Genomic DNA, 22,459 nt, shown 5'->3' with positions numbered 1-22,459 from the left:
CCTCATTGTTCCCTTTGGGGCTGCTTGCACAAGGATCTTCCCCGTGTTGCCCCGCGCAGCATCAGCAGGAACGTCTCCACGATCCGCTCGAAGCCGTCCACCACCGTCTCGTCCGGCTCCAGTGCCCCGCTCAGCAGATGCGGCACGGCGAACTCGTACAACTCCTCCTGCACGTCCCGGTAGTCGCGCACCAGGAAGCCCTCGATGCGCAGACTCTTCTCCACCACGGCGGCATGGTCGAACACCACGGGCGGGGCGGAGGGGGTGTTGTACTGGGCGACCGTGCCGACCCGCACCACCCGCCCGCGCTCGCGCAACGCGCCGATGCCAGCGCCCAGTTGGTCGCCGCCCGCGTTGTCGACGACGACGTCGACGCCGTCGGGGGCGGCCGCGGCGAGGAGTTCGGCGACCGGGCCCGCGTGGTAGTCGAAGGCGGCGTCGTAACCGACGTTCTCCGTCAGGTACTTCACCTTCGCCGGCGAGCGGGCGGTGGCGCACGCGCGGCGGGTGCTGCGGATGCCGGCGGCCCTGGTCGCCGACCCCCGCGGCGTGCAGGCGGGGGAGGTCACCGGCCCGCTGCGGATCGCCGCCTTCCGCAGTGCGGCCCTGCATCTGCTGCCGCCCGCCCCGGAGCGGCTTGCGGCAGCGCACCCCGGCATCGAGGCGACCGTGACCGTCGTAAGGGAGCTGGGTCCCGGCACGGCCGGCGAGGTGACCGCGGGCCGCGCCGACCTCGGGATCGCCACCGTCGGCTCCGGTTCCCCGGTCCCGGCCGGGCTGGTCGGCGACGTCCTGCTCGGCGGCCGTCCGCGCGCTGATCAGGGAGCTGCGCCGTCTCAGATAGTAGGACGTCCGACTAATTATGGAGACAGACGCGGGGTCCTCCTTTAGTTTTGTAGGAGCCGAACGACTCGCTCGATCAAGCGAATGGCGGTTCGTGAGCCGGGCCCCGTGCAGGTCACTCCTGCGGCACCGCTCGCCGCCTCTTCCGGCGTCTCCCCTTTTCTCTTCCGTGCTCCATGTTTGCCGAAGGAGTCGATTGCCATGGCCGAGACGACCGCCCGCCGCCGAGTCCGCCACGTGTCCCGCACGAGCGAGTCCGACCGGAAGAACGCCGCCGCCGCCCTCCAGCGCGCCCTCGACCGCCGTGACAACGGGGGCGAAGCCGGCCACTGATCCGGTCACACGTGTCACGTGAACCGGTCACACGTGTCACGTGTGCCCCGCGCGGGTGCGGCGCGCGCCCTCACCGGCCGCGCCGCGCCGTACCTCGAAGTGATCGATCCGGTCGCCGCTCTGCGCCAGCGCCGAGACCTTGAGCCTCGGGGACGTACCGGCCTCCGCCTCCACCGAGAGGAGGGAGAAGCCGGTGTACCGCACCCGCGACCACTCCGCCGATTCCGCCTCCTGGGTACGGGACTTGGTCCAGCGGAAGGTCTTCACCGCGTCGTGCCGGGTGACATGGCCCTCGTAACTGTCCTTGACGCCCGAGGGGAACGAGTAGAGGTCCCGGCCGCCGCCGCCCGCGGTGACGTACACGATCCCGTCCCGCGTCGGGTCCGTCGACGCGCCGATCGGCACCGTCCTGCCGACCTCGCCGTTGCGCACGGCGTCCGTCCGCTCGTAGACGTGGTTGTGCCCGTTGATCACCAGGTCCACCTGGTGCCGGGCGAAGAGCGGCAGCCACTCCCCCCGGACACCGCCGTCGGAGGCGTGCTGCGAGGTGGAGTACGCGCAGTGGTGGAAGTAGACGACGACGAAGTCGACGCCCTTCGCCGCGCGCAGCTCACCGAGCTTCCGGTCCAGCCATGCCGTCTGCCGGCCGCCCGTGTGGCCGAGGTTGGCCTGGATCTCGTACGACACGTCGTTCGCGTCCAGTGCCACGAAGGCGACGTTGCCGTACGTGAACGCATACGCGCCCGGCGTCCCGTGCGGGTCGAAGCCGTTGCCCGGGAGGGAGAAACGGGCGAGTTGGCCGCCGTAGCCGTCCGGCGAGTACCAGGCCTCCATGTCGTGGTTGCCGGTGGTCACCATCCACGGCACCGACTTCGCCACCGGCTCGGTCTGCTTGAGGAACAGGTCCCAGGACCGGGGGTCGTAGCCGTCCTTCGTCGTCCCGGTCCCGTTCCCGTCGGCGTAGCAGATGTCGCCCGCGTGCAGATGGAACGCCGGATTCTGGCGCAGCAGGACATGGTCGTTGGCGTTCGCGGCCTGCCCCACGCCCTGGTCGCCGAAGGCGGTGAACACGAAGCGCTCCGGGGTCGCGGGCGCCGTGCGGAAGGAGGCGATGGTCGAGCGGTGGTCCGGGGCGGCCGGGTCCCAGCCCTCGTGGCCGACGCCGTAGTAGTACGTCGTGCCGGGGCGGAGGCCGTCGAGGGCCGCGTGGACGTAGTACTGCTCGACCGTCGGACGCACGCCCTGCACCCCGGACGTGTGCAGGTCGCGCACCTCGGCCTCGATCCGGCGGCCCAGGTCGTCGGGGCGCAGACCGACGCGCACATAGGGCCGCTTGACCGCGAACGGCACCTGCCAGGAGATCCGCATCCGGGTCTTCGGGTCGGCGCCGAAGGCGAGATGGCGGCCGAACGGGGTGGTCGCGGCGCCGGGGACCCGCGAGGTCGCGGGTCCTGGTCGGCCGTCCGCCGTACCCAGCGCGCCGCCCGTGCCCTGGGCTCCGGAGCAGCCCGCCACCAGCCCGCTCGCCACCGCGCCCGCCGTCACCAGGGTGCGGCGCCGGGTGAGCCGGGTACGCAGGTAGTCGTGCTGCTCGGCCATGCTCATCCGGCGGGCGAGCCGCGGCGGGATGCCGAAGTCGGGGGTCTCCATGGCGGAGAACTTCCCAGCGATCGCCAACTACCGCCCTACGTCAGGGTGAACGTCAGTCAAAAACGCTGACATCGTCACCCGTCGGGCCCATCGCCCGTCCGTATGCCGGACAGGGCGTGTCATCCCATGGGACGAGGAGTAGGGTGCCGCCATGTCTCGCAGCATCAATCTCGCAGTGATCCCGGGTGACGGCATCGGCCAGGAGGTCGTGACCGAAGGCCTCAAGGTCCTGGCCGCCGTCCTTCCGCAGGACGTGAAGCTGGAGACCAAGGAGTACGACTTCGGCGCCCGGCGCTACCACGCCACCGGTGAGACCCTCACCGACGCCGACCTCGACGAGCTGAAGCGGCACGACGCGATCCTGCTGGGCGCGATCGGCGACCCGAGCGTCCCCTCCGGGGTCCTGGAGCGCGGCTTCCTGCTCAAGCTCCGCTTCGCCTTCGACCACCACGTCAACCTGCGTCCGTCGAAGCTGCTCCCGGGCGTCGCCACCCCGCTGGCCGGTCAGCCGGAGATCGACTTCGTCGTGATCCGCGAGGGCACCGAGGGTCCGTACACCGGCAACGGCGGCACCATCCGCAAGGGCACCGAGCACGAGGTCGCCACCGAGGTCTCCGTCAACACGGCCTTCGGTGTCGAGCGCGTGGTCCGCGACGCGTTCGCCCGCGCCCAGGCCCGCCCGCGCAAGAAGCTCACGCTGGTCCACAAGAACAACGTGCTGACCTTCGCCGGACACCTGTGGACGAACATCTTCAACAAGGTGGCCGAGGAGTTCCCCGAGGTCACCACCGACTACATCCACATCGACGCGGCGACGATCTACCTGGTCACCGACCCGGCCCGCTTCGACGTCATCGTCACCGACAACCTCTTCGGCGACATCATCACCGACCTCGCCGCGGCCGTCTCCGGCGGCATCGGCGTCGCCGCCTCCGGCAACATCAACCCGAGCGGCGACTTCCCGTCCATGTTCGAGCCCGTCCACGGCTCGGCCCCGGACATCGCGGGCCAGGGCAAGGCCGACCCCACGGCCACGGTCCTGTCCGCCGCCCTGCTCCTGCGCCACCTCGGATACGACGCCGAGGCGGCCCGCATCGAGGACGCCGTCTCCGCCGACCTCGCGGAGCGCGGCGCACTGCCCGCCCGCAGCACCGCCGAGATCGGCGACGCGCTCCGAGTACGGGTGGCCGGCTGACCCTTTCGCACGCTCTCGGACTTCTTTCGAGGCCGCCGGGTCGCATCCGCACCCGGCGGCTTTTGCTGTGCCTCGCCGGGTGCCACCATCAATCACCGGGCCGTATTCACCCCGATTCCTTCCGCTGTCGCTCCACGCGCGATAATCGAACGCAGAGCCGCGGTATGAGGGAAAGCTCGGACGTCCTGGCACTGGCTACCGGCCGTGCGGGCGTGAGCGCGGCCCGTCACTACAACCGGTGAAGGACAACCACTCATGACGACGCCCACGATCGAGCTCAAGCCGTCCGCCACCCCGCTCTCCGCGGCGGAGCGCGAAGCGATCCTGGCCAACCCCGGGTTCGGCCGCCACTTCACCGATCACATGGTGACGATCAAGTGGACCGAGGGGCGCGGCTGGCACGACGGCCAGCTTGTTCCGTACGCGGCGATCCCCCTCGACCCCGCCACCAACGTCCTGCACTACGCCCAGGAGATCTTCGAGGGCCTGAAGGCCTACCGCCGCCCCGACGGCTCCGTCGCCACCTTCCGCCCGGAGCAGAACGCCAAGCGCTTCCAGCGCTCCGCCCACCGCCTCGCGATGCCCGAGCTGCCGGTCGAGACCTTCATCGAGGCCTGCGACGCCCTGGTCCGCCACGACAAGGACTGGGTCCCCGCGCACGGCGGCGAGGAGTCCCTCTACCTGCGCCCGTTCATGATCGCGACCGAGGTCGGCCTGGGCGTGCGCCCGGCCAACGAGTACCTCTTCGTCGTCATCGCCTCCCCGGCCGGCGCCTACTTCCAGGGCGGCGTGAAGCCGGTCTCCATCTGGGCGTCCGAGGACCACGTCCGCGCCGTCCCCGGCGGCATGGGCGACGCGAAGACGGGCGGCAACTACGCGGCCTCCCTGCTCGCCCAGGCCGAGGCCGCCGCCCAGGGCTGCGACCAGGTGTGCTACCTCGACGCGGTCGAGCACAAGTGGGTCGAGGAACTCGGCGGCATGAACCTGTACTTCGTGTACGGCGACAAGATCGTCACCCCGACCCTGACGGGCTCCATCCTGGAGGGCGTCACCCGCGACTCCCTGCTGACGGTCGCCCGCGACCTCGGATACGAGTCCGAGGAGGGCCGCGTCTCCATCGACCAGTGGCAGCGCGACTCCGAGAACGGCACCCTCACCGAGGTCTTCGCCTGCGGCACCGCCGCCGTCATCACCCCGGTCGGCACCGTCAAGCGCGCGAGCGCCGAGTGGAAGCAGTCCGACGGGCAGCCCGGCGAGGTCACCCTCAAGCTCCGCGAGGCCCTGCTGGACATCCAGCGCGGCACCGTCGCTGACACGCACGGCTGGATGCACCCGCTGGGCTGAGCCACCGCACGGGACGGGCGGCCCCACCACGGCCGCCCGTCCGCGGAACTCCCCGCACTTGTCCGCCCGTTGAAACCCTCGGGGCGTAAAGGAATCCCTTGTTCCTCCGCCGGGCAAGTAACGGCCCATGGGACAACAACACTGGAAGAAAATCTGGGTCGGTTCGGCCGGCAACATGGTCGAGTGGTTCGACTGGTTCGTGTACGCGACCTTCGCCACCTACTTCGCCGGAGCGTTCTTCCCGAGCGGCGACGCCACGGCCCAACTGATGAACACGGCGGGCATCTTCGCCGTCGGGTTCTTCATGCGCCCCGTCGGCGGCTGGCTGCTCGGCAGAGTCGGCGACCGCAGAGGCCGTAAAGCGGCGCTGACCCTGACCGTCACGCTGATGTCCGCGTCCGCGATCCTCATCGCCGTCGCACCGACGTACGCGGTCGCGGGGTACGGCGGCGCGGTCGTCCTGCTCGTCGCCCGGCTGCTGCAGGGCCTGTCCGTGGGCGGCGAGTACGCGGCCAGCGCCACCTATCTGACGGAGGCCTCCGACCCGGGCAAGCGCGGCTTCGCCTCCAGCTTCCAGTACGTGTCGATGACGGTGGGTCAGATCATCGGCCTCGGGCTGCAGATCCTCCTGCAGCGCACCATGTCCGATGCGGCGCTGCACAGTTACGGCTGGCGCATCCCGTTCGTCGTGGGCGCGCTCGGTGCCGCGGTGGTCTTCTACCTGCGGCGCACCATGCTGGAGAGCGAGGTGTACGAGGAGGACACCTCCGGCGCCGAGGAGCGGGGCACCCTGCGTGCGCTGTGGCAGCACAAGCGGGAGGCGTTCCTGGTCATGGCGCTGACCATGGGCGGCACGGTCGCCTACTACACGTACACCACGTATCTGACCAAGTACCTGTCCAACTCGGCGGGCCTGTCCAAGGAGACCGCCACCCTCGTCTCCTTCACCGCGCTGATCGTCTTCGCCGCTCTCCAGCCGCTCGCGGGCCGCCTCTCCGACCGGATAGGCCGGCGCCCGCTGCTGATCACCTTCGCGGTCGGCTCCACCTTCCTCACCGTGCCGATCATGACCCTGCTGAAGCACGCGGGCAGCTACTGGCCGGCCCTCGGGCTGTCCCTGCTCGCCCTGGTCGTGGTCACCGGCTACACCTCGATCAACGCCTGTGTGAAGGCCGAGCTGTTCCCGACGGGCGTGCGCGCGCTGGGCGTGGCGCTGCCGTACGCGCTCGCCAACGCCCTGTTCGGGGGTACGGCGGAATACGTCGCCCTGTGGTTCAAGAACGCGGGGGTGGAGTCCGGCTTCTACTGGTACGTGGCCGGCTGCGCCGCCGTGTCCCTCGTCGTGTACCTCACCATGCGGGAGACGAAGGACCTGGACCTGACGCGGGTGGAGCCCCGCGCGGAGTCCACTTTGACGCCCGCATCCTGAGACAGTCACCGGGCCGGGGGCGGCGCTGTGCCAGACTGCCCCCGTGCCCTCGTTCGCCATGATGATTGGCAGCAGGCGCGCCGGTCCGCAGTGACCATCACGTACGACCAGGTACGGGTGGCCATCGTCGTCCTCGACCCGCGCGCAGACCTCTCGCACCCGCGAGGGGTTTTTTCGTTTCCCGGCCCACCTCAGCCGGGGGCCGGAGCGCGAGGGAGGATGGGGGGACGGTGGAGCCGGTCATTCCGGTACGACCGAGAACTTGACACGGGAGTCTTCAGACCATGACCGAGACGGCATCCAGCGAGCTCGACGACTCGTTCCACGTCTTCGACACCACGCTGCGCGACGGCGCCCAGCGGGAGGGCATCAACCTCACCGTCGCGGACAAACTCGCCATCGCACGGCACCTGGACGACTTCGGCGTGGGCTTCATCGAAGGCGGCTGGCCCGGCGCGAACCCGCGGGACACCGAGTTCTTCGCCCGCGCGCAAGCGGAGATCGACTTCCGCCACGCCCGGCTGGTCGCCTTCGGCGCCACCCGCCGCGCGGGCGCGCGGGCGGCGGACGACCCGCAGGTCAAGGCGCTCCTCAACTCCGGCGCCCCGGTGATCACCCTGGTCGCGAAGGCCCACGACCGGCACGTCGAACTCGCCCTGCGCACCACGCTGGACGAGAACCTGGAGATGGTCCGCGACACGGTGTCCTTCCTGACGGAGCAGGGGCGCCGTGTGTTCGTCGACTGCGAGCACTTCTTCGACGGCTACCGGGCCAACCCGGAGTACGCGAAGGCGGTCGTGCGGGCGGCCTCGGAAGCGGGCGCGGACGTGGTGATCCTGTGCGACACCAACGGCGGGATGCTCCCGGCCCAGGTCCAGGCGGTCGTCTCCACGGTCCTGGCCGACACCGGCGCCCGGCTCGGCATCCACGCCCAGGACGACACCGGCTGCGCGGTGGCCAACACCCTCGCCGCGGTGGACGCGGGCGCGACCCACGTCCAGTGCACGGCGAACGGCTACGGCGAGCGCGTCGGCAACGCCAACCTCTTCCCGGTCGTCGCCGCCCTGGAGCTCAAGTACGGCCGACAGGTCCTGCCCGAGGGCCGGCTCCGCGAGATGACCCGCATCTCGCACGCCATCGCCGAGGTCGTCAACCTCACCCCCTCCACCCACCAGCCGTACGTCGGTGTCTCCGCCTTCGCCCACAAGGCGGGCCTGCACGCCTCGGCCATCAAGGTCGACCCCGACCTCTACCAGCACATCGCCCCCGAGACGGTCGGCAACACCATGCGGATGCTGGTGTCCGACATGGCGGGCCGCGCCTCGGTCGAGCTCAAGGGCAAGGAACTCGGCATCGACCTCGGCGGCGACCGCGAGCTGATCGGCCGGGTGGTCGAGCGCGTGAAGGAACGCGAACTGGCCGGCTACACGTACGAGGCGGCGGACGCGAGCTTCGAACTGCTGCTGCGCGGCGAGGTCGAGGGCAGGCCGCTGAAGTACTTCGAGGTCGAGTCCTGGCGCGCCATCGTCGAGGACCGCCCCGACGGCTCCCACGCCAACGAGGCCACCGTCAAGCTCTGGGCCAAGAGCGAGCGCATCGTCTCCACGGCCGAGGGCAACGGCCCGGTCAACGCCCTGGACCGGGCCCTGCGCGTGGCGCTGGAGAAGATCTACCCCGAGCTGGCCACCCTCGACCTGGTCGACTACAAGGTCCGCATCCTGGAGGGCAAGCACGGCACGCACTCCACGACGAGGGTCCTCATCTCGACCTCCGACGGCACGGGCGAGTGGTCCACGGTGGGCGTGGCGGACAACGTGATCGCTGCCTCCTGGCAGGCCCTGGAGGACGCGTACACCTACGGCCTGCTGCGGGCCGGCGTCGAACCGGCCGCGTAGCCGACGCGGCGCACGAGGTCCCGGCGAGCTCTCGGACTCGCCGGGGCCCATCGATCGGTCGCAGCCCTGCTCCTGGAGGCGAAGGAGCTGTACGATCACCCCGGCGCGCACCGGCCCCACGGGTCGCCGCGCCGCCGGGCCTTCGGGCCGCGCGCCTGGAGAGTCGACCAGACGTATGACCAATTTGAGAGGCTTCGGGTAGCTTCGAAACATGAAGGCCGTGCGACGGATCCGAAGCCTCCCCGCCCTCCTGCTGGCGGCCCTCGCGCTCGTCGCGGGGGTGGTGCTCACACCGGGTGCGGCAGTCGCCGCCTCGGCCTCGCGCGCGCCGGCCGCCCCCGCGGTCACCAGCGTCTCGACGATCGCCGAGGCCCTGCGCAAGAACCCGGTGTACGTCGATCCGGCGGCCGCCGCCCAGCTGCCCGCCGCGGACCGCGACGCGCTGGCCAAGCACATCAAGGACGCCGACAAACCCCTGTTCATCGCCGTCCTGCCGGCCGGGTACCCCACCCAGAACCTCTTCGCGAACCTGCGCACGGCCACCGGCGTCACCGGCCTCTACGCCATCCGCCTCGGCGACCGCTTCGATGCCCGCGCCGACTCCTCGGTGCTGTCCCACACGGCCGTGCAGAACCTGGTCACCAGCGTCCAGGGCGAGGACGCCCGGGCCCAGCTGACGGACTTCACCGACCGTGCCCTCGCCAACATGGGCGGCAAGGCCCCGTCGAGCTGGGGTTCCTCCGGTGGCGGGGGAGCGTCCGGCATCGCGCTGATCATCGCGGCCGCGGTCCTGGTGGTCGGCGGCGCGGGCGCGTACGCGCTGGTCCGACGCAACCGGCGGCGCCGCGAGGAGGAGCAGCGGGCCGCGCTGGACCGGCTGCGGGTGGTGGTCGACGAGGACATCACCGCGTTCGGCGAGGAGCTGGACCGCCTGGACTTCCACCCCGCGGAGCCGGGCGCCGACGACGCCATGCGCGCGGACTACGAACGGGCCCTGGACGCCTACGAGCAGGCGAAGACCGCCATGGCCGGGGCCCGCAGACCGGAGGACGTCCGCGCCGTCACCCAGGCGCTGGAGGACGGCCGCTTCTCCCTCGCGCAACTGGCCGCCCGCCGCCACGGCATGCCGCTGCCGGAGCGTCGTCCGCCCTGCTTCTTCGACCCCCGCCACGGCCCGTCGGTCGCCGACGCGGAGTGGACCCCGCCCGGCGGCGCACCCCGCGAGGTCCCCGTCTGCGCGGCCGACCGGACGCGGCTGGCCGAGGGCCGCGACCCCATGATCCGCGAGGTCGACACCGACTACGGCCGCCGCCCCTACTGGGACGCCGGTCCGGCCTACGGCCCCTGGGCCGGCGGCTACTTCGGCGGCGGCATCCTGCCCGGCCTGCTGGTCGGCACCCTGCTGGGCAGCATGATGTCGACCCCGTCGTACGCGGCCGACTACGGCACCGGATACGGCGACTTCGGGACCGGCTTCGGCGGCGAGGGCGGCGACGTGTCCGGCGCGGACTTCAACCCCGATGACTTCGGGGGCGGGTTCGGTGACGGCGGCGGGTTCGGCGACGGCGGCGGAGGGGACTTCGGCGGGGGCTTCGGCGACGGCGGAAATTTCTGAACTCCGCGCAGGCCCACAGGTCTTACCGCTCGGCCTGCGCTGAAGGCCGCACACGCGTGAGCGCCCGCCCCCCGGTGCAGGGAAGGGGCGGGCACTCGCTCAGGGGGCGGACGGCTCGGGCGGCCGTACGCCGGGGGCTCACGCGTTCTTGATCGCCGAGATGTCGAAGTTCAGCTTGATCTTGTCGGACACCAGGACGCCGCCGGTCTCCAGCGCCGCGTTCCAGGTCAGGCCCCACTCGGAGCGCAGAAGCTCCGCCTTGCCCTCGAAGCCGACGCGCTCGTTGCCGAACGGGTCCTTGGCGGAGCCGTTGAACTCGAGGTTGATGGTGATCGGCTTGGTGACGCCCATGATGCTCAGGTCGCCGGTGATCCGGAAGTCGTCGCCGCCCAGGGCCTCCGCCTTGGTGGAGCGGAAGGTCATCATCGGGAACTCGTCCGTCTTGAAGAAGTCGGCGGACTGCAGGTGCTTGTCGCGGTCGGCGTTGCCCGTGTCGATGCTGTCCATCTTGACGTCGACGGAGGCGGTCGAGCGCGCTGGGTCGCCGCCGTCCAGGTGCAGCGTGCCGGAGAAGTCGAGGAAGGCGCCCTTGACGTTGGTGACCATGGCGTGCCGGGCCACGAAGCCGAGCGTGGTGTGCGACGGGTCGATCGTGTAGTCACCGCTGAGCGCGGCCAGGCCGGCGTTCACGGCGGCCGGCGCCGAGGTGGCGGGGGTGGTCTCGTCGGTGTTCTTGCGGCCGAAGATGCCCATGAGTGCTGCTCCTTGCTCGATGTCCTCGTTGATGTTGAACATTCAACGATGCCGATAGGGCGACCATAGACCCATTCGATTCAACTTTCAACATCATTCATAGGCGTGTTTCGGTCGCTACACCGCGTCACCGGTATTCCGTGATGGGTGCCGCGGTGGTAGACGGCATGAGCATGACTTCAACGCGCCGCACCTTTCTGGCCGCCATCCTTCTCGCGACGGCGACGGCGACGGCGACCACCGCCCTCACGGGGGCCGGCCCCGCCAGGGCAGCCGACGACGACCCCTTCGTCCGGCTCCGCCTCCGCTGGCTCGACATCGCCCTCGGTGCCGGATACGACCCGGCCGCCGAGCCCTACGCGTCCCGCCTCGCCGAGACGGGCGAACTGGCCCGCACCTTCCGCGCCACCATGGCCCCGACCGGCACCTCCCTCTGGCCGGGCTACCCCTTCGACCCGCCCGCCGGCATCACCCAGAGCTACAGCCGCCTGTGGGCGATGACCCAGGCGTACGTCCGCAGCGGCACCGGCTCCACCGGCGACCCCGCCCTCCTCGCCGACGTCCTCCGCGGCCTCGACCACCTCTCGGCCACCGTCTACAACACCTCCACCAGCCGCTACGGCAACTGGTGGGAGTGGCAGATCGGCAGCCCACGGCTCCTGATGGACATCACGGCGGCGCTGTACGACCACCTCGGCGACGCGCGGATCGCCGCCGCCTGCGCGGCCGTCGACCACTTCATCCCGGACACGATGCTCACCGACTACTCCGGCACGTCCACCGGCGCCAACCGCGTCGACCTGTGCCGCTCCGTCGCCCTGCGCGGCATCCTCGGCCGGGCCGGCGACCGCGTCGCCCTCGCCCGGGACGCGCTCTCGCCGGTCTTCCCGTACGTCACCCGGGGGGACGGGCTGTACGCCGACGGCTCGTTCGTCCAGCACACCTGGGTCGCCTACTCGGGGACGTACGGGCAGGTCATGCTCGACGGGCTCGGGCGGCTCTTCGCGCTGCTCGCCGGGTCCGCCTGGGACGTCACCGACCCTGGCAAGCAGAACATCCTGGACGGCGTCGAGCACGCCTACGCCCCGCTCATCCACGACGGGTTGGTGATGGACGGCGTCAACGGGCGTGCCATCAGCCGCGGTTACCTCAAGAGCGACGACCTGCACGTCATGCGCAGCGACCACTTCCACGGCCAGGCGCTCATCGCGGCCATGACGCTGCTCGCGGGCGGTGCGAGCGAGGAGGAGCGCGAGCGCTGGTACGGCCGTATCAAGGGATGGATCGAACGGGACACCGTCACACCGATACTGACGAGCCGTCAGTTCGACCTCGCCGACCTGGCCCGGCTGCACGCCGTCGCCGACGCGCCCGTGGCCGCCGCCCCCGAACCCGTCGGCCACCACCTCTTCGCGGCGATGGACCGCGCCGTGCACCGCCGCCCGGGATTCGTCGCCGCTCTCTCCATGGCCAGCGACCGCATCGCCCACTACGAGTGCGGCAACGGCGAGAACCCACGCGGCTGGCACACCGGGGCCGGGATGCTCTACTGGTGGCCCGAGGGCGGCAGCGGCCGGGCCGATCAGTACACCGACTGGTACTGGCCGACGGTCGACTGGTACCGGCTGCCCGGCACCACCGTCTCCACCAGACGCCTCGCCGACCGGGCCGGCGGCGAGTGGGGCGAGCCCAAGCCGGATGTGCGATGGGTGGGCGGGGTGACGGACGGCGAGTACGCGGCGGTCGGCCAGCATCTCAAGGGCCTCGGCTCGACCCTGGAGGCCCGCAAGTCGTGGTTCTGCGTGGCGGACGCGGTGATCTGCCTCGGAGCCGGGATCACCTGCGCGGACGGCGTCCCGGTCGAGACGGTCGTGGACAACCGGAACCTGGGGGAGGGCGGCACCCAGGCCCTCGCACGGGGGCGGGACTGGGCCCACCTGGAGGGCCACGGCGGCTGGATCCTGCCGTACGGCGGCGACCTGCACACCCTGCGCGAGGACCGCACCGGCGCCTGGTCGGACATCAACACCACGAGCACGACGGAGCGGCACACCCGGCGCTGGCAGACCCTCTGGCTCGACCACGGCACCGATCCGGCGGACGCCGCGTACGTCTATGTCCTGCTGCCCGGCGCCTCCCGCCGTACGGTCGCCGACCGTGCCGCCGACCGGGACTGGCTGTCCGTCCTCGCCAACGACGCCCGTTGCCAGGCGGTCGGCGTCCCCTCGCTCGGCCTCCTCGCCGCCAACTTCTGGCAGGCCGCCACGGCGGGGGCGCTGACCGGCTCCGCGGGCGCGAGCGTGCTGGTCCGCCGCTCCGGCCGTACCGCTAAGCTCTGGATCAGCGAGCCGCCGCGCACGGGCGCGCCGCTGGAGATCGTCTGGGACCGGCCGGTGCGGTCGGTGCTGCGAGCGGACGACACCGTGGAGGTCCTCTCGACGGGCCGCCGTTTGAGGCTCCGTGTCACTCCGGGGATGGCATGTGCGGGGCACGAATGTGAGGTGTCTCTCGGGTGATGTCTTTGTCGCACCCCTACAAGCGCCACGCCCTCTGAGCAGTCGGAACGGCTGCATGCCGTCGAGCTTCTGTTCAGGGGTACCAGGAAAACGGGCCGGAGACTGTACGGAGTCGACGGCTCGCTTTCCCAGGTGTCCTTCGTAAGGTCGCTACATGACCGTTTTGGAAGACGCGACGGGTGAATCGACCAGCGAGCCGGTGGACGCGCGCGGGCGCGTCGCCGAGCTGCACGAGATCCGTGCGCGGGCGCTGGCCGGCCCCAGCGAGAAGGCGACCGAGGCACAGCACGCCAAGGGCAAGCTGACCGCGCGGGAGCGCATCGAGCTGCTGCTGGACCCGGGTTCCTTCCAGGAGGTCGAGCAGCTGCGCCGGCACCGGGCGACCGGGTTCGGCCTGGAGGCGAAGAAGCCCTACAGCGACGGTGTCATCACCGGCTGGGGCACGGTCGAGGGCCGCACGGTCTTCGTATACGCCCACGACTTCAGGATCTTCGGCGGCGCGCTGGGCGAGGCCCACGCCACCAAGATCCACAAGATCATGGACATGGCCATCGCGGCCGGTGCCCCGCTGGTGTCCCTCAACGACGGCGCCGGCGCGCGCATCCAGGAGGGCGTCTCCGCCCTCGCCGGCTACGGCGGCATCTTCCAGCGCAACACCAAGGCGTCCGGCGTCATCCCGCAGATCAGCGTGATGCTCGGCCCGTGCGCGGGCGGCGCGGCGTACAGCCCGGCCCTCACGGACTTCGTGTTCATGGTCCGCGACACCTCGCAGATGTTCATCACCGGCCCGGACGTCGTCAAGGCGGTCACCGGTGAGGAGATCACCCAGAACGGCCTCGGCGGCGCGGACGTGCACGCCGAGACGAGCGGCGTCTGCCACTTCGCGTACGACGACGAGGAGACGTGCATCGCCGAGGTGCGCTACCTCCTGTCGCTGCTCCCGCAGAACAACCGCGAGAACCCGCCGCGCGCCGAGTCCTCCGACCCGGTCGAGCGCCGCGGCGACGTCCTGCTGGACCTGGTCCCGGCGGACGGCAACCGGCCGTACGACATGGCGAAGGTCATCGAGGAGATCGTCGACGACGGCGACTACCTCGAGGTCCACGAGCGCTGGGCGCGCAACATCATCTGCGCCCTGGCCCGCCTCGACGGCCAGGTCGTCGGCATCATCGCCAACCAGCCCCAGGTGCTGGCGGGCGTGCTGGACATCGAGGCCAGCGAAAAAGCTGCGCGCTTTGTCCAGATGTGCGACGCTTTCAACATTCCGATCGTCACTTTCCTGGATGTACCGGGCTTCCTGCCGGGTGTCGACCAGGAGCACGGCGGGATCATCCGCCACGGCGCGAAGCTGCTCTACGCCTACTGCAACGCGACCGTGCCGAGGATCTCGCTGATCCTCCGCAAGGCGTACGGAGGCGCGTACATCGTCATGGACAGCCAGTCCATCGGCGCCGACCTCACCTATGCGTGGCCCACCAACGAGATCGCGGTAATGGGAGCGGAAGGCGCGGCCAACGTCATCTTCCGCCGTCAGATCGCCGAGGCCGAGGACCCCGAGGCCATGCGGCAGAAGATGGTCAAGGAGTACAAGGCCGAGCTGATGCACCCGTACTACGCGGCGGAGCGCGGTCTGGTCGACGACGTCATCGACCCGGCCGAGACCCGCGAGGTGCTCGTCAAGTCGCTGGCGATGCTGCACACCAAGCACGCCGACCTGCCCTCCCGCAAGCACGGCAACCCCCCGCAGTAACCCGGCGGATCTTCCGCGGCCATCCCGCGGAAGCCTCTCTCACGGAGACTGACATCCATGAACACCCCTGACATCCGCGTCGAGAAGGGCCACGCCGAGCCCGAGGAGGTCGCCGCCATCACGGCCGTCCTCCTGGCCCGTGCGGCCGCTCAGCCGGCCTCCACCGAGCAGACCCACCGCGGCCGCGCGAAGGCCGGCTGGCGCCGCCTGGAGCGTGAGCCCGGCTTCCGCGCTCCGCACAGCTGGCACGGCTAGGCTGCGCCGCTTCAGCAGCAGCAAAGGGGCCCCTCCGCACGGAGGGGCCCCTTTGCGCTTCCTTCCCGCGCGGGGCAGGGCGCAGGCGCACGACACGAACAAGGGGGCGGGCCCTCCCCCTTGGGGAGAGCCCGCCCACCTGATGCGCGTGCGCGTTACCGGAGCCGTGCCATCAGGGCGTGCTCGACCAGCGTGATCAGCGCCGACTTGGCGTCCGCGCGGTGGCGGGCGTCCGTCGTGATGATCGGGGTGTCGGGGCCGATCTGGAGAGCCTCGCGGACCTCGTCCGGCTGGTACGGCTGGCTGCCGTCGAAGCCGTTGAGGGCGATGACGAAGGGCAGGCCGCTGTTCTCGAAGTAGTCGACCGCGGGGAAGCAGTCGGCGAGACGGCGGGTGTCGACCAGGACGATGGCGCCGATGGCGCCCCGGACCAGGTCGTCCCACATGAACCAGAACCGGTCCTGACCGGGTGTACCGAAGAGGTACAGGATCAGGTCCTGGTCCAGGGTGATACGGCCGAAGTCCATGGCGACCGTGGTGGTCTTCTTGTCCCCGGTGTGGGTGAGGTCATCGATGCCCGCACTGGCGGACGTCATGACGGCCTCTGTGCGCAGCGGGTTGATCTCCGAGACGGCGCCGACGAACGTGGTCTTGCCCACGCCGAAGCCGCCCGCCACCACGATCTTCGCGGAAGTGGTGGAGCGGGAAGGACCGCCGCTAGAGCTTGCGAAGTCCACTGAGCACCCTTTCGAGCAGTGTCACGTCTGGCTGGCCACCGGCGTTCTCGTCGCCGCCGGGCTGGTGGATGGCGACCAGGCCCGCCTCCGCCAAGTCGGCGACGAGGATCCTGGCCACGCCGAGAGGGATCGTGAGGAGAGCCGAGACTTCGGCCACCGACTTGATCTCACGGCAGAGGTTGCAGATCCGCTGATGCTCGGGCAGTTGCCCCTGCATCTGGTGCGGCTGCGCGGTGGTGTGCACCAGTGCCTCGATGGCGAGCTGGTACCGCGGGCGGGTCCGGCCGCCGGTCATGGCATACGGACGGACCAAGGGGTTGTTCGACGCCCCTGCGGGCGCCGGCTCGGGACGGCGCTGCGGCTGCACCGGCTGGATGCGCGGTTGCAACGGCTGTTCGTACGGCGAAGGGCCGGGGCCCTGCGGCGCGTACGGCTGCTGGTGGCTCGGCGCGGAGGGGAAGTTGTACGGGTTCTGTGACCCGTCGCCCTGGCCGTAGCCCTGGGCAGGGCCGTACGACCAGTTACCCGAAGACGAACTGCCTGGGGGTGTTGACACTTTCTCCTCCTCCGACTGCGCCGGGCACCCATGCCTGGGGAGCCGCGTCCCGAAACCTTACGGCCCCGGAACGCGAACACGCACCGTCTGTCTGTTAGTTGAGAAGGCTTCCCTGGAGCTCCGCACGGAGATCCGGGGTGAGGACCGTGCCCGCGCGGTCCACCAGCAGGGCCATCTCGTACCCAATGAGGCCGATGTCCGCTTCGGGGTGTGCCAGGACAGCGAGAGAAGAGCCGTCAGAGATGGACATGATGAAGAGAAATCCTCGCTCCATCTCCACAACTGTCTGGTTCACACTGCCGCCCTCGAAGATCCGGGAGGCGCCTGCCGTCAGAGACGTCAGACCGGAGGCGACAGCCGCGAGCTGATCGGCGCGGTCACGAGGGAAGCCTTCGGACATCGCCAGAAGGAGTCCATCGGCGGAGACCACCACGGTGTGGGACACCCCCGGGGTGTTGTCCACGAAGTTGGTGATCAACCAGTTCAGGTTCTGTGCCGCCTGGCTCATCGGGCTCACACTAACGCTCCTGGTTGTAGGTGCTGTCAGGACCGAAGCCCTGGCCGTTCGATTCACTGCCTGCGCTGCGTCCACGCTGGACGCCCCTGCGCAGGTTGCTCAACCTGCCCCGGACATCCTCCGGGGCGCGGGAGACCTGGGGGCCTCCCTGGGGGGTGGTCTCCGCGGCGCCCTCGACCAGGTTGGCCTTGGGCACCCGCCGCGGAAGGCCGGAGGAGGTGACCCCGCCCGCCTTGGGCTTCCGGAGCTGCGAGGCCTGCTGCCAGCGATCGTCGTTCGCCGAACGCCAGGCATTGTCGCCGTTGCTCTCCGGTGCGGAAGCCGACGCCTCCTGCTGCGTGTGCCCCGCACCGACCGCGCCGTTGCCGTTCGCGCTTCCGCGGCGCGGCAGGCCGGAGTCGGTCAGCTTGTGGGCGGCGGGGGAGGGCCGGACCGGACGGTCGAAGCCTACGCGGTTCGGCTCGTTCGCGTCACCGGCCTGCGTGGATTCCGCTTCCGGAGCGTACTGGCCCGGGTAGCCGTTCTGGTAGCTGTTCTGCTGCGGCCAGTCGTCCTGGTGGGACTGCTGGTTGAAGGCCTGGAAGGAGTCGCGACCGGCGGCGTGACCGCCCGGGCGCTGCTCCTGGGCCGGTTCCGCATACCCGGGCTCCGGGTATCCGGCGCCCGCGGAGAAGGCGTCGTTCTGCTGCAGGCCGCCGTTCGGCGCGAAGTACTGCTCGTCGTACGACGGCTGCTGCTGGTCGTACTCGGAAGGCTGCTGCTGGTATCCCGTCGTGCTGCCGTCGTAGTTCTGCTGTGCGCTGAACTCGGCGGGGTAGGAGGGCGTCTCGGGGGCGTCCTGGCGCCCCTGGGGGAGCTGCGGAGCCTGACCGTGCGTCTGTGCCTCCAGGGCCGCGCGGCGCTCCTCACGCATCAACGAGCGGCCGACCGGGTCGAGGTCGCGGAGGTCGTCCGGAACGTCGTAGCGGCTGTCGTCGAAGCCGAGCTCGGCCGCCGTGCGCAGCGGCTGCGGCTGGCTGAAGTTCTCGCCCCCGGGCTTCTGCTCCGGGATGATCTGCGAGACCGTGAACTCGTCCTGCTGCAGCTGCTGTTCGCCACCGCCACCGTGGGTGATCGCGTCGGGCAGCATGACCAGGGAGGTCGTACCGGCCTGTTCGCCCGAGGGGCGCAGCTGGACACGGATACCGTGCCGGTCGGACAGCCGGCCGACCACGAACAGGCCCATGCGCTGCGAGATCGCGGCGTCCACGCTCGGCGGGTTGGCCAGCTTGTGGTTGATCTCGGCGAAGTCCTCGGCCGTCAGGCCGATGCCCTTGTCGTGGATCTCGACCATGACGCGGCCGTCGGGGAGACGGGTCGCGGTGACGCGGACCTTGGTCTGCGGGGAGGAGAACGTGGTGGCGTTCTCCAGCAGCTCGGCCAGCAGGTGCACGAGGTCGGTCACGGCACGGCCGTGGATCTCGGCCTCGGGGACACCGGAGAGCTCGATGCGCTCGTACTGCTCCACCTCGGAGGAGGCGGCGCGCAGGACGTCGACCAGCGGGACCGGCTGGTCCCAGCGGCGGCCGGGCTCCTCGCCGGCGAGGACGAGGAGGTTCTCGCCGTTGCGGCGCATACGGGTCGCGAGGTGGTCCAGCTTGAAGAGGTTCTCCAGCTGGTCCGGGTCGGCCTCGTTGTTCTCCAGGTCGGTGATCAGGGTCAGCTGGCCCTCGATCAGAGACTGGTTGCGGCGCGACAGGTTGGTGAAGATCGCGTTGATGTTGCCCCGGAGCAGAGCCTGCTCGGCGGCGAGCCGGACGGCCTCACGGTGGACCTGGTCGAAGGCGCGGGCGACCTCGCCGATCTCGTCCGTGGTGGTGATCGGGATGGCCGTCACACGGGTGTCGACGCGACCGGGGTCGGTGCGGGAGAGCTGGTCGACCAGCATCGGCAGACGCTGCTCGGCGATGTTGAAGGCGGCGTTGCGCAGCTGGCGCATCGAGCGGCTCATCTGGCGGGCCACCATGCCGGCCAGGATGAACGCGGCGAGCAGGGCGACCAGGACCACGCCACCGGTGATGAACGTGGAGGTCTTGGCGTCGTCGGCGATGCCCGAGGCCTCGGTCACGGCCTTGTCGGCCATGTCCGACTCGATCTTGCCGTAGGCGTTGAACTTGAGAGTGTTGACCGCCCACCAGTTCTGCGGGGTGACGCCCTGCTGGGCGAGCACCTGGCGGGTGAGGGGGCTGGTGTCCTTCATCGTGGCCACGGCCCCGACCAGCGTCTCCGGCTTGGCCGGCGGCGGTATGTAGGCCGGGTTCTTGAGCTTGGCCGCCCGGGCCATCTGCGCGCCCTGGGCCTTGACCTGCGCCTCGGCGTCGGAGAGCTTCTGCGCGTCCTGCTCGGTGCCACCGCCGAGGTACTCCTCGGCGGCGATGCGCTCCAGGTAGGCGTACGACGCGAGAGAGGTGCGCTGCGTGGCCAGGTTCGGGGCGTCCGGACCGGGCTTGATCAGCAGGTGCATGCCGATGGACCGCTCCAGCGACAGGGCCGCCTGGGTGAGCGACATCGCGTAGACGGTACGGCCGTAGGAGGTGATGTTGCCGGTGCCCAGACCGAGCTCGTTGGCGAACTCCATCAGGGGGTGGGCGATCTTGACGTAGCCCTCTTCGGTCTGCACACCCGTGAGCTTGGGGGTGTACGCGGCCGCGCGCAGGTTCTGCAGCCCGGGCTCCACCTGACGGAACAGCTTCAGCCGGCGCACCAGGCCGGGCGTCTGCGGCGCGTTCAGCGCGGCCCGGTCGAAGCCGTCGGCGGCCTCGTCCGTCTTCTTGCGGACGGCTTCGACGGTCGGCTTGTCCTTGTGCAGGAGCAGCGGCGCCGCGGAGGTGTCGCGCTCGACGTAGAGCGCGTTGGCGTACTTGAGGGAGGCGCGGACCAGCAGCGCGGTGTTCTCCGCGTCACGGGCCTCGTTCCAGGTGTCGATCGAACTCTTCACCTGGAAGCCGCCCATGACGAGGCCGACCACCACGGGAATCAGCAGGATCGCGTTCAGCCGCGTCGGCACTCGCCAGTTGCGCGGGGAGAAACGGCCGCCGCTCGGGGCGGGAGCGGCCGTTGGCTCCGGTCCGGGCACAGGGGCGGGCGCCGCAGCGCGCGGCGGCGGGGTGAAGTTGCCCCGCGCCGACGGCTCGGGACCGTTCTTGCTTCGCCTCACTCGACCAACAACCTCTCGGCGGCGGGCACCTACGTCGTGTACGTCGTGCCGCAGTCTCTCAGAGCCCGGTGTGTCATCGACCACGTACTGAGTACGGCTATGACTATTGGGCAGTTCAGGCATTCCAGCACGTCGACCAGCGCTCTTCCAAACAGTGGAAACCGCGGAATCCGCTCGGGGCGCTCCGCCGATAAATCGGTCATACAGAGCGAGCCCCGCCAAATGACGGGGCCTTTGTGAGCGCAGCGGCATCGGTTGTGCGCGACGCGTGGTGATACCACGCGATTCCTCTGCCGAAACGTTATGAACACCGGTGCCGACCGTGTCAAAGGCCACAGTCGGATCCGGTGTCCTTACGGCAACTGCCGTACGGAAGTCCCGACTTGAGTGCTAGCGAAGTCGAGCCATGAGAGCGTGCTCGACCAGCGTGATCAGCGCACTCTTGGCATCGGCGCGATGCCGGGCGTCCGTCGTGATGATCGGGGTGTCGGGGCCGATCTGCAGTGCCTCACGCACTTCTTCGGGTTGGTACGGCTGGCTGCCGTCGAAGCCGTTCAGCGCGACGACGAACGGCAGCCCGCTGTTCTCGAAGTAGTCGACCGCGGGGAAACAATCGGCCAGCCGCCGGGTGTCGACCAGAACCACCGCGCCGATCGCACCGCGAACCAGGTCGTCCCACATGAACCAGAAGCGGTCCTGACCGGGCGTACCGAAGAGGTACAGGATCAGGTCCTGGTCGAGTGTGATGCGGCCGAAGTCCATGGCGACCGTGGTGGTCTTCTTGTCCCCGGTGTGGGTGAGGTCGTCGATGCCCGCGCTGGCGGACGTCATGACGGCCTCTGTGCGCAGCGGGTTGATCTCCGAGACGGCGCCGACGAACGTGGTCTTGCCCACGCCGAAACCGCCGGCCACAACGATCTTCGCCGAGGTGGTGGCCCGGCCTCCGTCAGAGCTTGCGAAGTCCACTGAGCACCCTTTCGAGCAGTGTCACGTCCGGTGCACCGCCGTTGTTCTCGTCGCCACCCGGCTGATGGATGGCGACCAGGCCGGCCTCCGCGAGGTCGGCCACCAGGATCCGGGCCACGCCGAGGGGCATGGCGAGCAGCGCCGACACCTCGGCCACCGACTTCACCTCGCGGCACAGGTGGCAGATGCGCTGGTGCTCGGGGAGCAGCCCCATGAGGGCTGCGGGATCGGCCGTCGTGCTGATCAGCGCCTCTATGGCGAGCTGATAGCGGGGCCGGGTCCGGCCGCCGGTCATCGCATAGGGACGTACCAGCGGCTGATCGCCCTCGTCCCCGTACGCCTCGGCGTACGGATCATGAGAGGCGGTGGGCGGTGTCATGAATCCTCCGGGCGGGACAGCAAGTTGGTCAGGCGTGCCGTCTGACGTGGGCCGGTGGGGGGATTGTGGCGGCCGGACGGTGATTTGGTGAGGCGGGTGGATCCGGGTCGGTCAGTGGAGCAGACTTCCTTGTAGTTCGGCGCGCAGATCGGGCGTGAGTACGGCGCCCGCGCGGTCGACGAGGAGCGCCATCTCGTAGCCGACGAGGCCGATGTCGCACTCGGGGTGGGCCAGGACCGCCAGGGACGACCCGTCCGAGACGGACATGAGGAAGAGAAACCCGCGTTCCATCTCGACGACCGTCTGCGACACGTTGCCCCCATCGAAGATCCGGGAGGCCCCGGCCGTCAGCGAGGTGAGTCCGGACGCGACGGCCGCCAGCTGATCGGCACGGTCCCGTGGGAAGCCCTCCGACATCGCCAGGAGGAGACCGTCGGCCGACACGACGACGGTGTGGGACACCCCCGGGGTGTTGTCCACGAAGTTCGTGATCAACCAGTTGAGGTTCTGTGCCGCCTGGCTCATCTGGC

18 protein-coding genes and 2 pseudogenes are annotated in these 22,459 nt (G+C 70.1%); 10 read left to right on the top strand and 10 right to left on the bottom strand.

Annotation, left to right across the window (positions count from 1 at the left end; all coding sequences use genetic code 11):
- Window positions 1–2: 2 nt before the first annotated feature.
- A pseudogene (locus tag ABZ910_RS08410) lies at window positions 3–491 on the bottom strand (zinc-binding dehydrogenase); the annotation flags it as partial.
- Between ABZ910_RS08410 and ABZ910_RS08405 the strand changes: the two are divergent.
- Together ABZ910_RS08405 and ABZ910_RS08400 are read left to right on the top strand one after the other, a co-directional pair.
- Window positions 469–798: pseudogene (locus ABZ910_RS08405) on the top strand (LysR substrate-binding domain-containing protein); the annotation flags it as partial. The pseudogenes ABZ910_RS08410 and ABZ910_RS08405 overlap by 23 nt on opposite strands.
- Before the next feature lie 246 nt (window positions 799–1,044).
- Entirely contained in the window at window positions 1,045–1,176 is a 132-nt protein-coding gene (locus ABZ910_RS08400; protein WP_361360871.1) for a hypothetical protein, read from the top strand.
- 36 nt (window positions 1,177–1,212) lie between these two features.
- On the opposite strand, the gene ABZ910_RS08395 is transcribed toward ABZ910_RS08400, so the two are convergent.
- Window positions 1,213–2,826 (bottom strand): metallophosphoesterase family protein, encoded by a 1,614-nt coding sequence (locus ABZ910_RS08395; protein WP_361360869.1) that lies wholly within the window; start codon window positions 2,824–2,826, stop codon window positions 1,213–1,215.
- A gap of 151 nt (window positions 2,827–2,977) precedes the next feature.
- Here ABZ910_RS08395 and ABZ910_RS08390 point away from each other — a divergent pair, with 151 nt between their 5' ends.
- The 5 genes from ABZ910_RS08390 to ABZ910_RS08370 all read left to right on the top strand — a co-directional run bounded on the left by ABZ910_RS08390 (window position 2,978) and on the right by ABZ910_RS08370 (window position 10,304).
- Window positions 2,978–4,021: a 3-isopropylmalate dehydrogenase gene (locus ABZ910_RS08390; RefSeq protein ID WP_361360867.1), complete on the top strand. Its 1,044-nt coding sequence runs from the start codon at window positions 2,978–2,980 to the stop codon at window positions 4,019–4,021.
- 255 nt (window positions 4,022–4,276) lie between these two features.
- Window positions 4,277–5,365, top strand: coding sequence for a branched-chain amino acid aminotransferase (locus ABZ910_RS08385; RefSeq protein WP_361360865.1), 1,089 nt, complete (start codon window positions 4,277–4,279; stop codon window positions 5,363–5,365).
- 127 nt (window positions 5,366–5,492) lie between these two features.
- Entirely contained in the window at window positions 5,493–6,794 is a 1,302-nt protein-coding gene (locus tag ABZ910_RS08380; protein WP_361360863.1) for an MFS transporter, read from the top strand.
- A gap of 284 nt (window positions 6,795–7,078) precedes the next feature.
- Window positions 7,079–8,689, top strand: coding sequence for a citramalate synthase (gene cimA, locus ABZ910_RS08375; RefSeq protein ID WP_361360861.1), 1,611 nt, complete (start codon window positions 7,079–7,081; stop codon window positions 8,687–8,689).
- A gap of 211 nt (window positions 8,690–8,900) precedes the next feature.
- Window positions 8,901–10,304 (top strand): hypothetical protein, encoded by a 1,404-nt coding sequence (locus tag ABZ910_RS08370; RefSeq protein ID WP_361360859.1) that lies wholly within the window; start codon window positions 8,901–8,903, stop codon window positions 10,302–10,304.
- Between the two features lie 138 nt (window positions 10,305–10,442).
- Here ABZ910_RS08370 and ABZ910_RS08365 read toward each other — a convergent pair whose 3' ends face one another.
- Entirely contained in the window at window positions 10,443–11,057 is a 615-nt protein-coding gene (locus ABZ910_RS08365; RefSeq protein ID WP_361361035.1) for a YceI family protein, read from the bottom strand.
- Between the two features lie 173 nt (window positions 11,058–11,230).
- Between ABZ910_RS08365 and ABZ910_RS08360 the strand changes: the two genes are divergently transcribed.
- The 3 genes from ABZ910_RS08360 (at window position 11,231) to ABZ910_RS08350 (ending at window position 15,578) form a co-directional block, all read left to right on the top strand.
- The gene (locus tag ABZ910_RS08360) at window positions 11,231–13,573 is read left to right on the top strand and encodes a polysaccharide lyase 8 family protein (protein WP_361361033.1); all 2,343 of its coding nucleotides are present in this window, start codon (window positions 11,231–11,233) and stop codon (window positions 13,571–13,573) included.
- A gap of 154 nt (window positions 13,574–13,727) precedes the next feature.
- A complete protein-coding gene (locus tag ABZ910_RS08355) occupies window positions 13,728–15,323 on the top strand; it encodes an acyl-CoA carboxylase subunit beta (RefSeq protein ID WP_361360857.1) in 1,596 nt (531 codons plus the stop codon).
- A gap of 57 nt (window positions 15,324–15,380) precedes the next feature.
- On the top strand, window positions 15,381–15,578 hold the full coding sequence (locus ABZ910_RS08350; RefSeq protein ID WP_361360855.1) for an acyl-CoA carboxylase subunit epsilon: 198 nt from the start codon (window positions 15,381–15,383) through the stop codon (window positions 15,576–15,578).
- A 155-nt stretch (window positions 15,579–15,733) separates the two neighbouring features.
- Here the strand turns inward: ABZ910_RS08350 and ABZ910_RS08345 are convergent, their stop codons facing one another.
- The 7 genes from ABZ910_RS08345 to ABZ910_RS08315 form a co-directional block, all read right to left on the bottom strand.
- The gene (locus ABZ910_RS08345; protein WP_307622619.1) at window positions 15,734–16,315 is read right to left on the bottom strand and encodes an ATP/GTP-binding protein; all 582 of its coding nucleotides are present in this window, start codon (window positions 16,313–16,315) and stop codon (window positions 15,734–15,736) included.
- Complete coding sequence (locus tag ABZ910_RS08340) at window positions 16,296–16,871, bottom strand: DUF742 domain-containing protein (protein ID WP_361360853.1); 576 nt, start codon at window positions 16,869–16,871, stop codon at window positions 16,296–16,298. The genes ABZ910_RS08345 and ABZ910_RS08340 overlap by 20 nt, the downstream gene beginning before the upstream one ends.
- A 94-nt stretch (window positions 16,872–16,965) precedes the next feature.
- On the bottom strand, window positions 16,966–17,379 hold the full coding sequence (locus ABZ910_RS08335; RefSeq protein WP_004983065.1) for a roadblock/LC7 domain-containing protein: 414 nt from the start codon (window positions 17,377–17,379) through the stop codon (window positions 16,966–16,968).
- Window positions 17,380–17,389: 10 nt separating this feature from the next.
- A complete protein-coding gene (locus ABZ910_RS08330) occupies window positions 17,390–20,584 on the bottom strand; it encodes a nitrate- and nitrite sensing domain-containing protein (RefSeq protein ID WP_361360851.1) in 3,195 nt (1,064 codons plus the stop codon).
- A gap of 390 nt (window positions 20,585–20,974) precedes the next feature.
- Window positions 20,975–21,550, bottom strand: a complete 576-nt coding sequence (locus ABZ910_RS08325) for an ATP/GTP-binding protein (RefSeq protein WP_361360849.1) — start codon at window positions 21,548–21,550, stop codon at window positions 20,975–20,977.
- Window positions 21,531–21,929, bottom strand: a complete 399-nt coding sequence (locus ABZ910_RS08320) for a DUF742 domain-containing protein (protein WP_361360847.1) — start codon at window positions 21,927–21,929, stop codon at window positions 21,531–21,533. The genes ABZ910_RS08325 and ABZ910_RS08320 overlap by 20 nt, the downstream gene beginning before the upstream one ends.
- Window positions 21,930–22,040: 111 nt before the next feature.
- Complete coding sequence (locus ABZ910_RS08315) at window positions 22,041–22,454, bottom strand: roadblock/LC7 domain-containing protein (RefSeq protein WP_361361030.1); 414 nt, start codon at window positions 22,452–22,454, stop codon at window positions 22,041–22,043.
- Window positions 22,455–22,459 lie beyond the last annotated feature (5 nt).

Source organism: Streptomyces sp. NPDC046805, from assembly GCF_040645355.1.
In the GTDB taxonomy this organism is placed as follows: Bacteria; Actinomycetota; Actinomycetes; order Streptomycetales; family Streptomycetaceae; genus Streptomyces.
The sequence above is the reverse complement of the archived record's forward strand: the minus strand, read 5'-3'. Positions and strand labels throughout refer to the sequence as shown.

Excerpts from the sequence above, each read along its gene's own strand:
- ABZ910_RS08400 (WP_361360871.1), top strand. The coding sequence starts at position 1,045 with ATGGCCGAGACGACCGCCCGCCGCCGAGTCCGCCACGTGTCCCGCACG.
- ABZ910_RS08395 (WP_361360869.1), bottom strand. The coding sequence starts at position 2,826 with ATGGAGACCCCCGACTTCGGCATCCCGCCGCGGCTCGCCCGCCGGATG.
- ABZ910_RS08390 (WP_361360867.1), top strand. The coding sequence starts at position 2,978 with ATGTCTCGCAGCATCAATCTCGCAGTGATCCCGGGTGACGGCATCGGC.
- ABZ910_RS08385 (WP_361360865.1), top strand. The coding sequence starts at position 4,277 with ATGACGACGCCCACGATCGAGCTCAAGCCGTCCGCCACCCCGCTCTCC.
- ABZ910_RS08380 (WP_361360863.1), top strand. The coding sequence starts at position 5,493 with ATGGGACAACAACACTGGAAGAAAATCTGGGTCGGTTCGGCCGGCAAC.
- cimA (WP_361360861.1), top strand. The coding sequence starts at position 7,079 with ATGACCGAGACGGCATCCAGCGAGCTCGACGACTCGTTCCACGTCTTC.
- ABZ910_RS08370 (WP_361360859.1), top strand. The coding sequence starts at position 8,901 with ATGAAGGCCGTGCGACGGATCCGAAGCCTCCCCGCCCTCCTGCTGGCG.
- ABZ910_RS08365 (WP_361361035.1), bottom strand. The coding sequence starts at position 11,057 with ATGGGCATCTTCGGCCGCAAGAACACCGACGAGACCACCCCCGCCACC.
- ABZ910_RS08360 (WP_361361033.1), top strand. The coding sequence starts at position 11,231 with ATGACTTCAACGCGCCGCACCTTTCTGGCCGCCATCCTTCTCGCGACG.
- ABZ910_RS08355 (WP_361360857.1), top strand. The coding sequence starts at position 13,728 with ATGACCGTTTTGGAAGACGCGACGGGTGAATCGACCAGCGAGCCGGTG.
- ABZ910_RS08350 (WP_361360855.1), top strand. The coding sequence starts at position 15,381 with ATGAACACCCCTGACATCCGCGTCGAGAAGGGCCACGCCGAGCCCGAG.
- ABZ910_RS08335 (WP_004983065.1), bottom strand. The coding sequence starts at position 17,379 with ATGAGCCAGGCGGCACAGAACCTGAACTGGTTGATCACCAACTTCGTG.
- ABZ910_RS08320 (WP_361360847.1), bottom strand. The coding sequence starts at position 21,929 with ATGACACCGCCCACCGCCTCTCATGATCCGTACGCCGAGGCGTACGGG.
- ABZ910_RS08315 (WP_361361030.1), bottom strand. The coding sequence starts at position 22,454 with ATGAGCCAGGCGGCACAGAACCTCAACTGGTTGATCACGAACTTCGTG.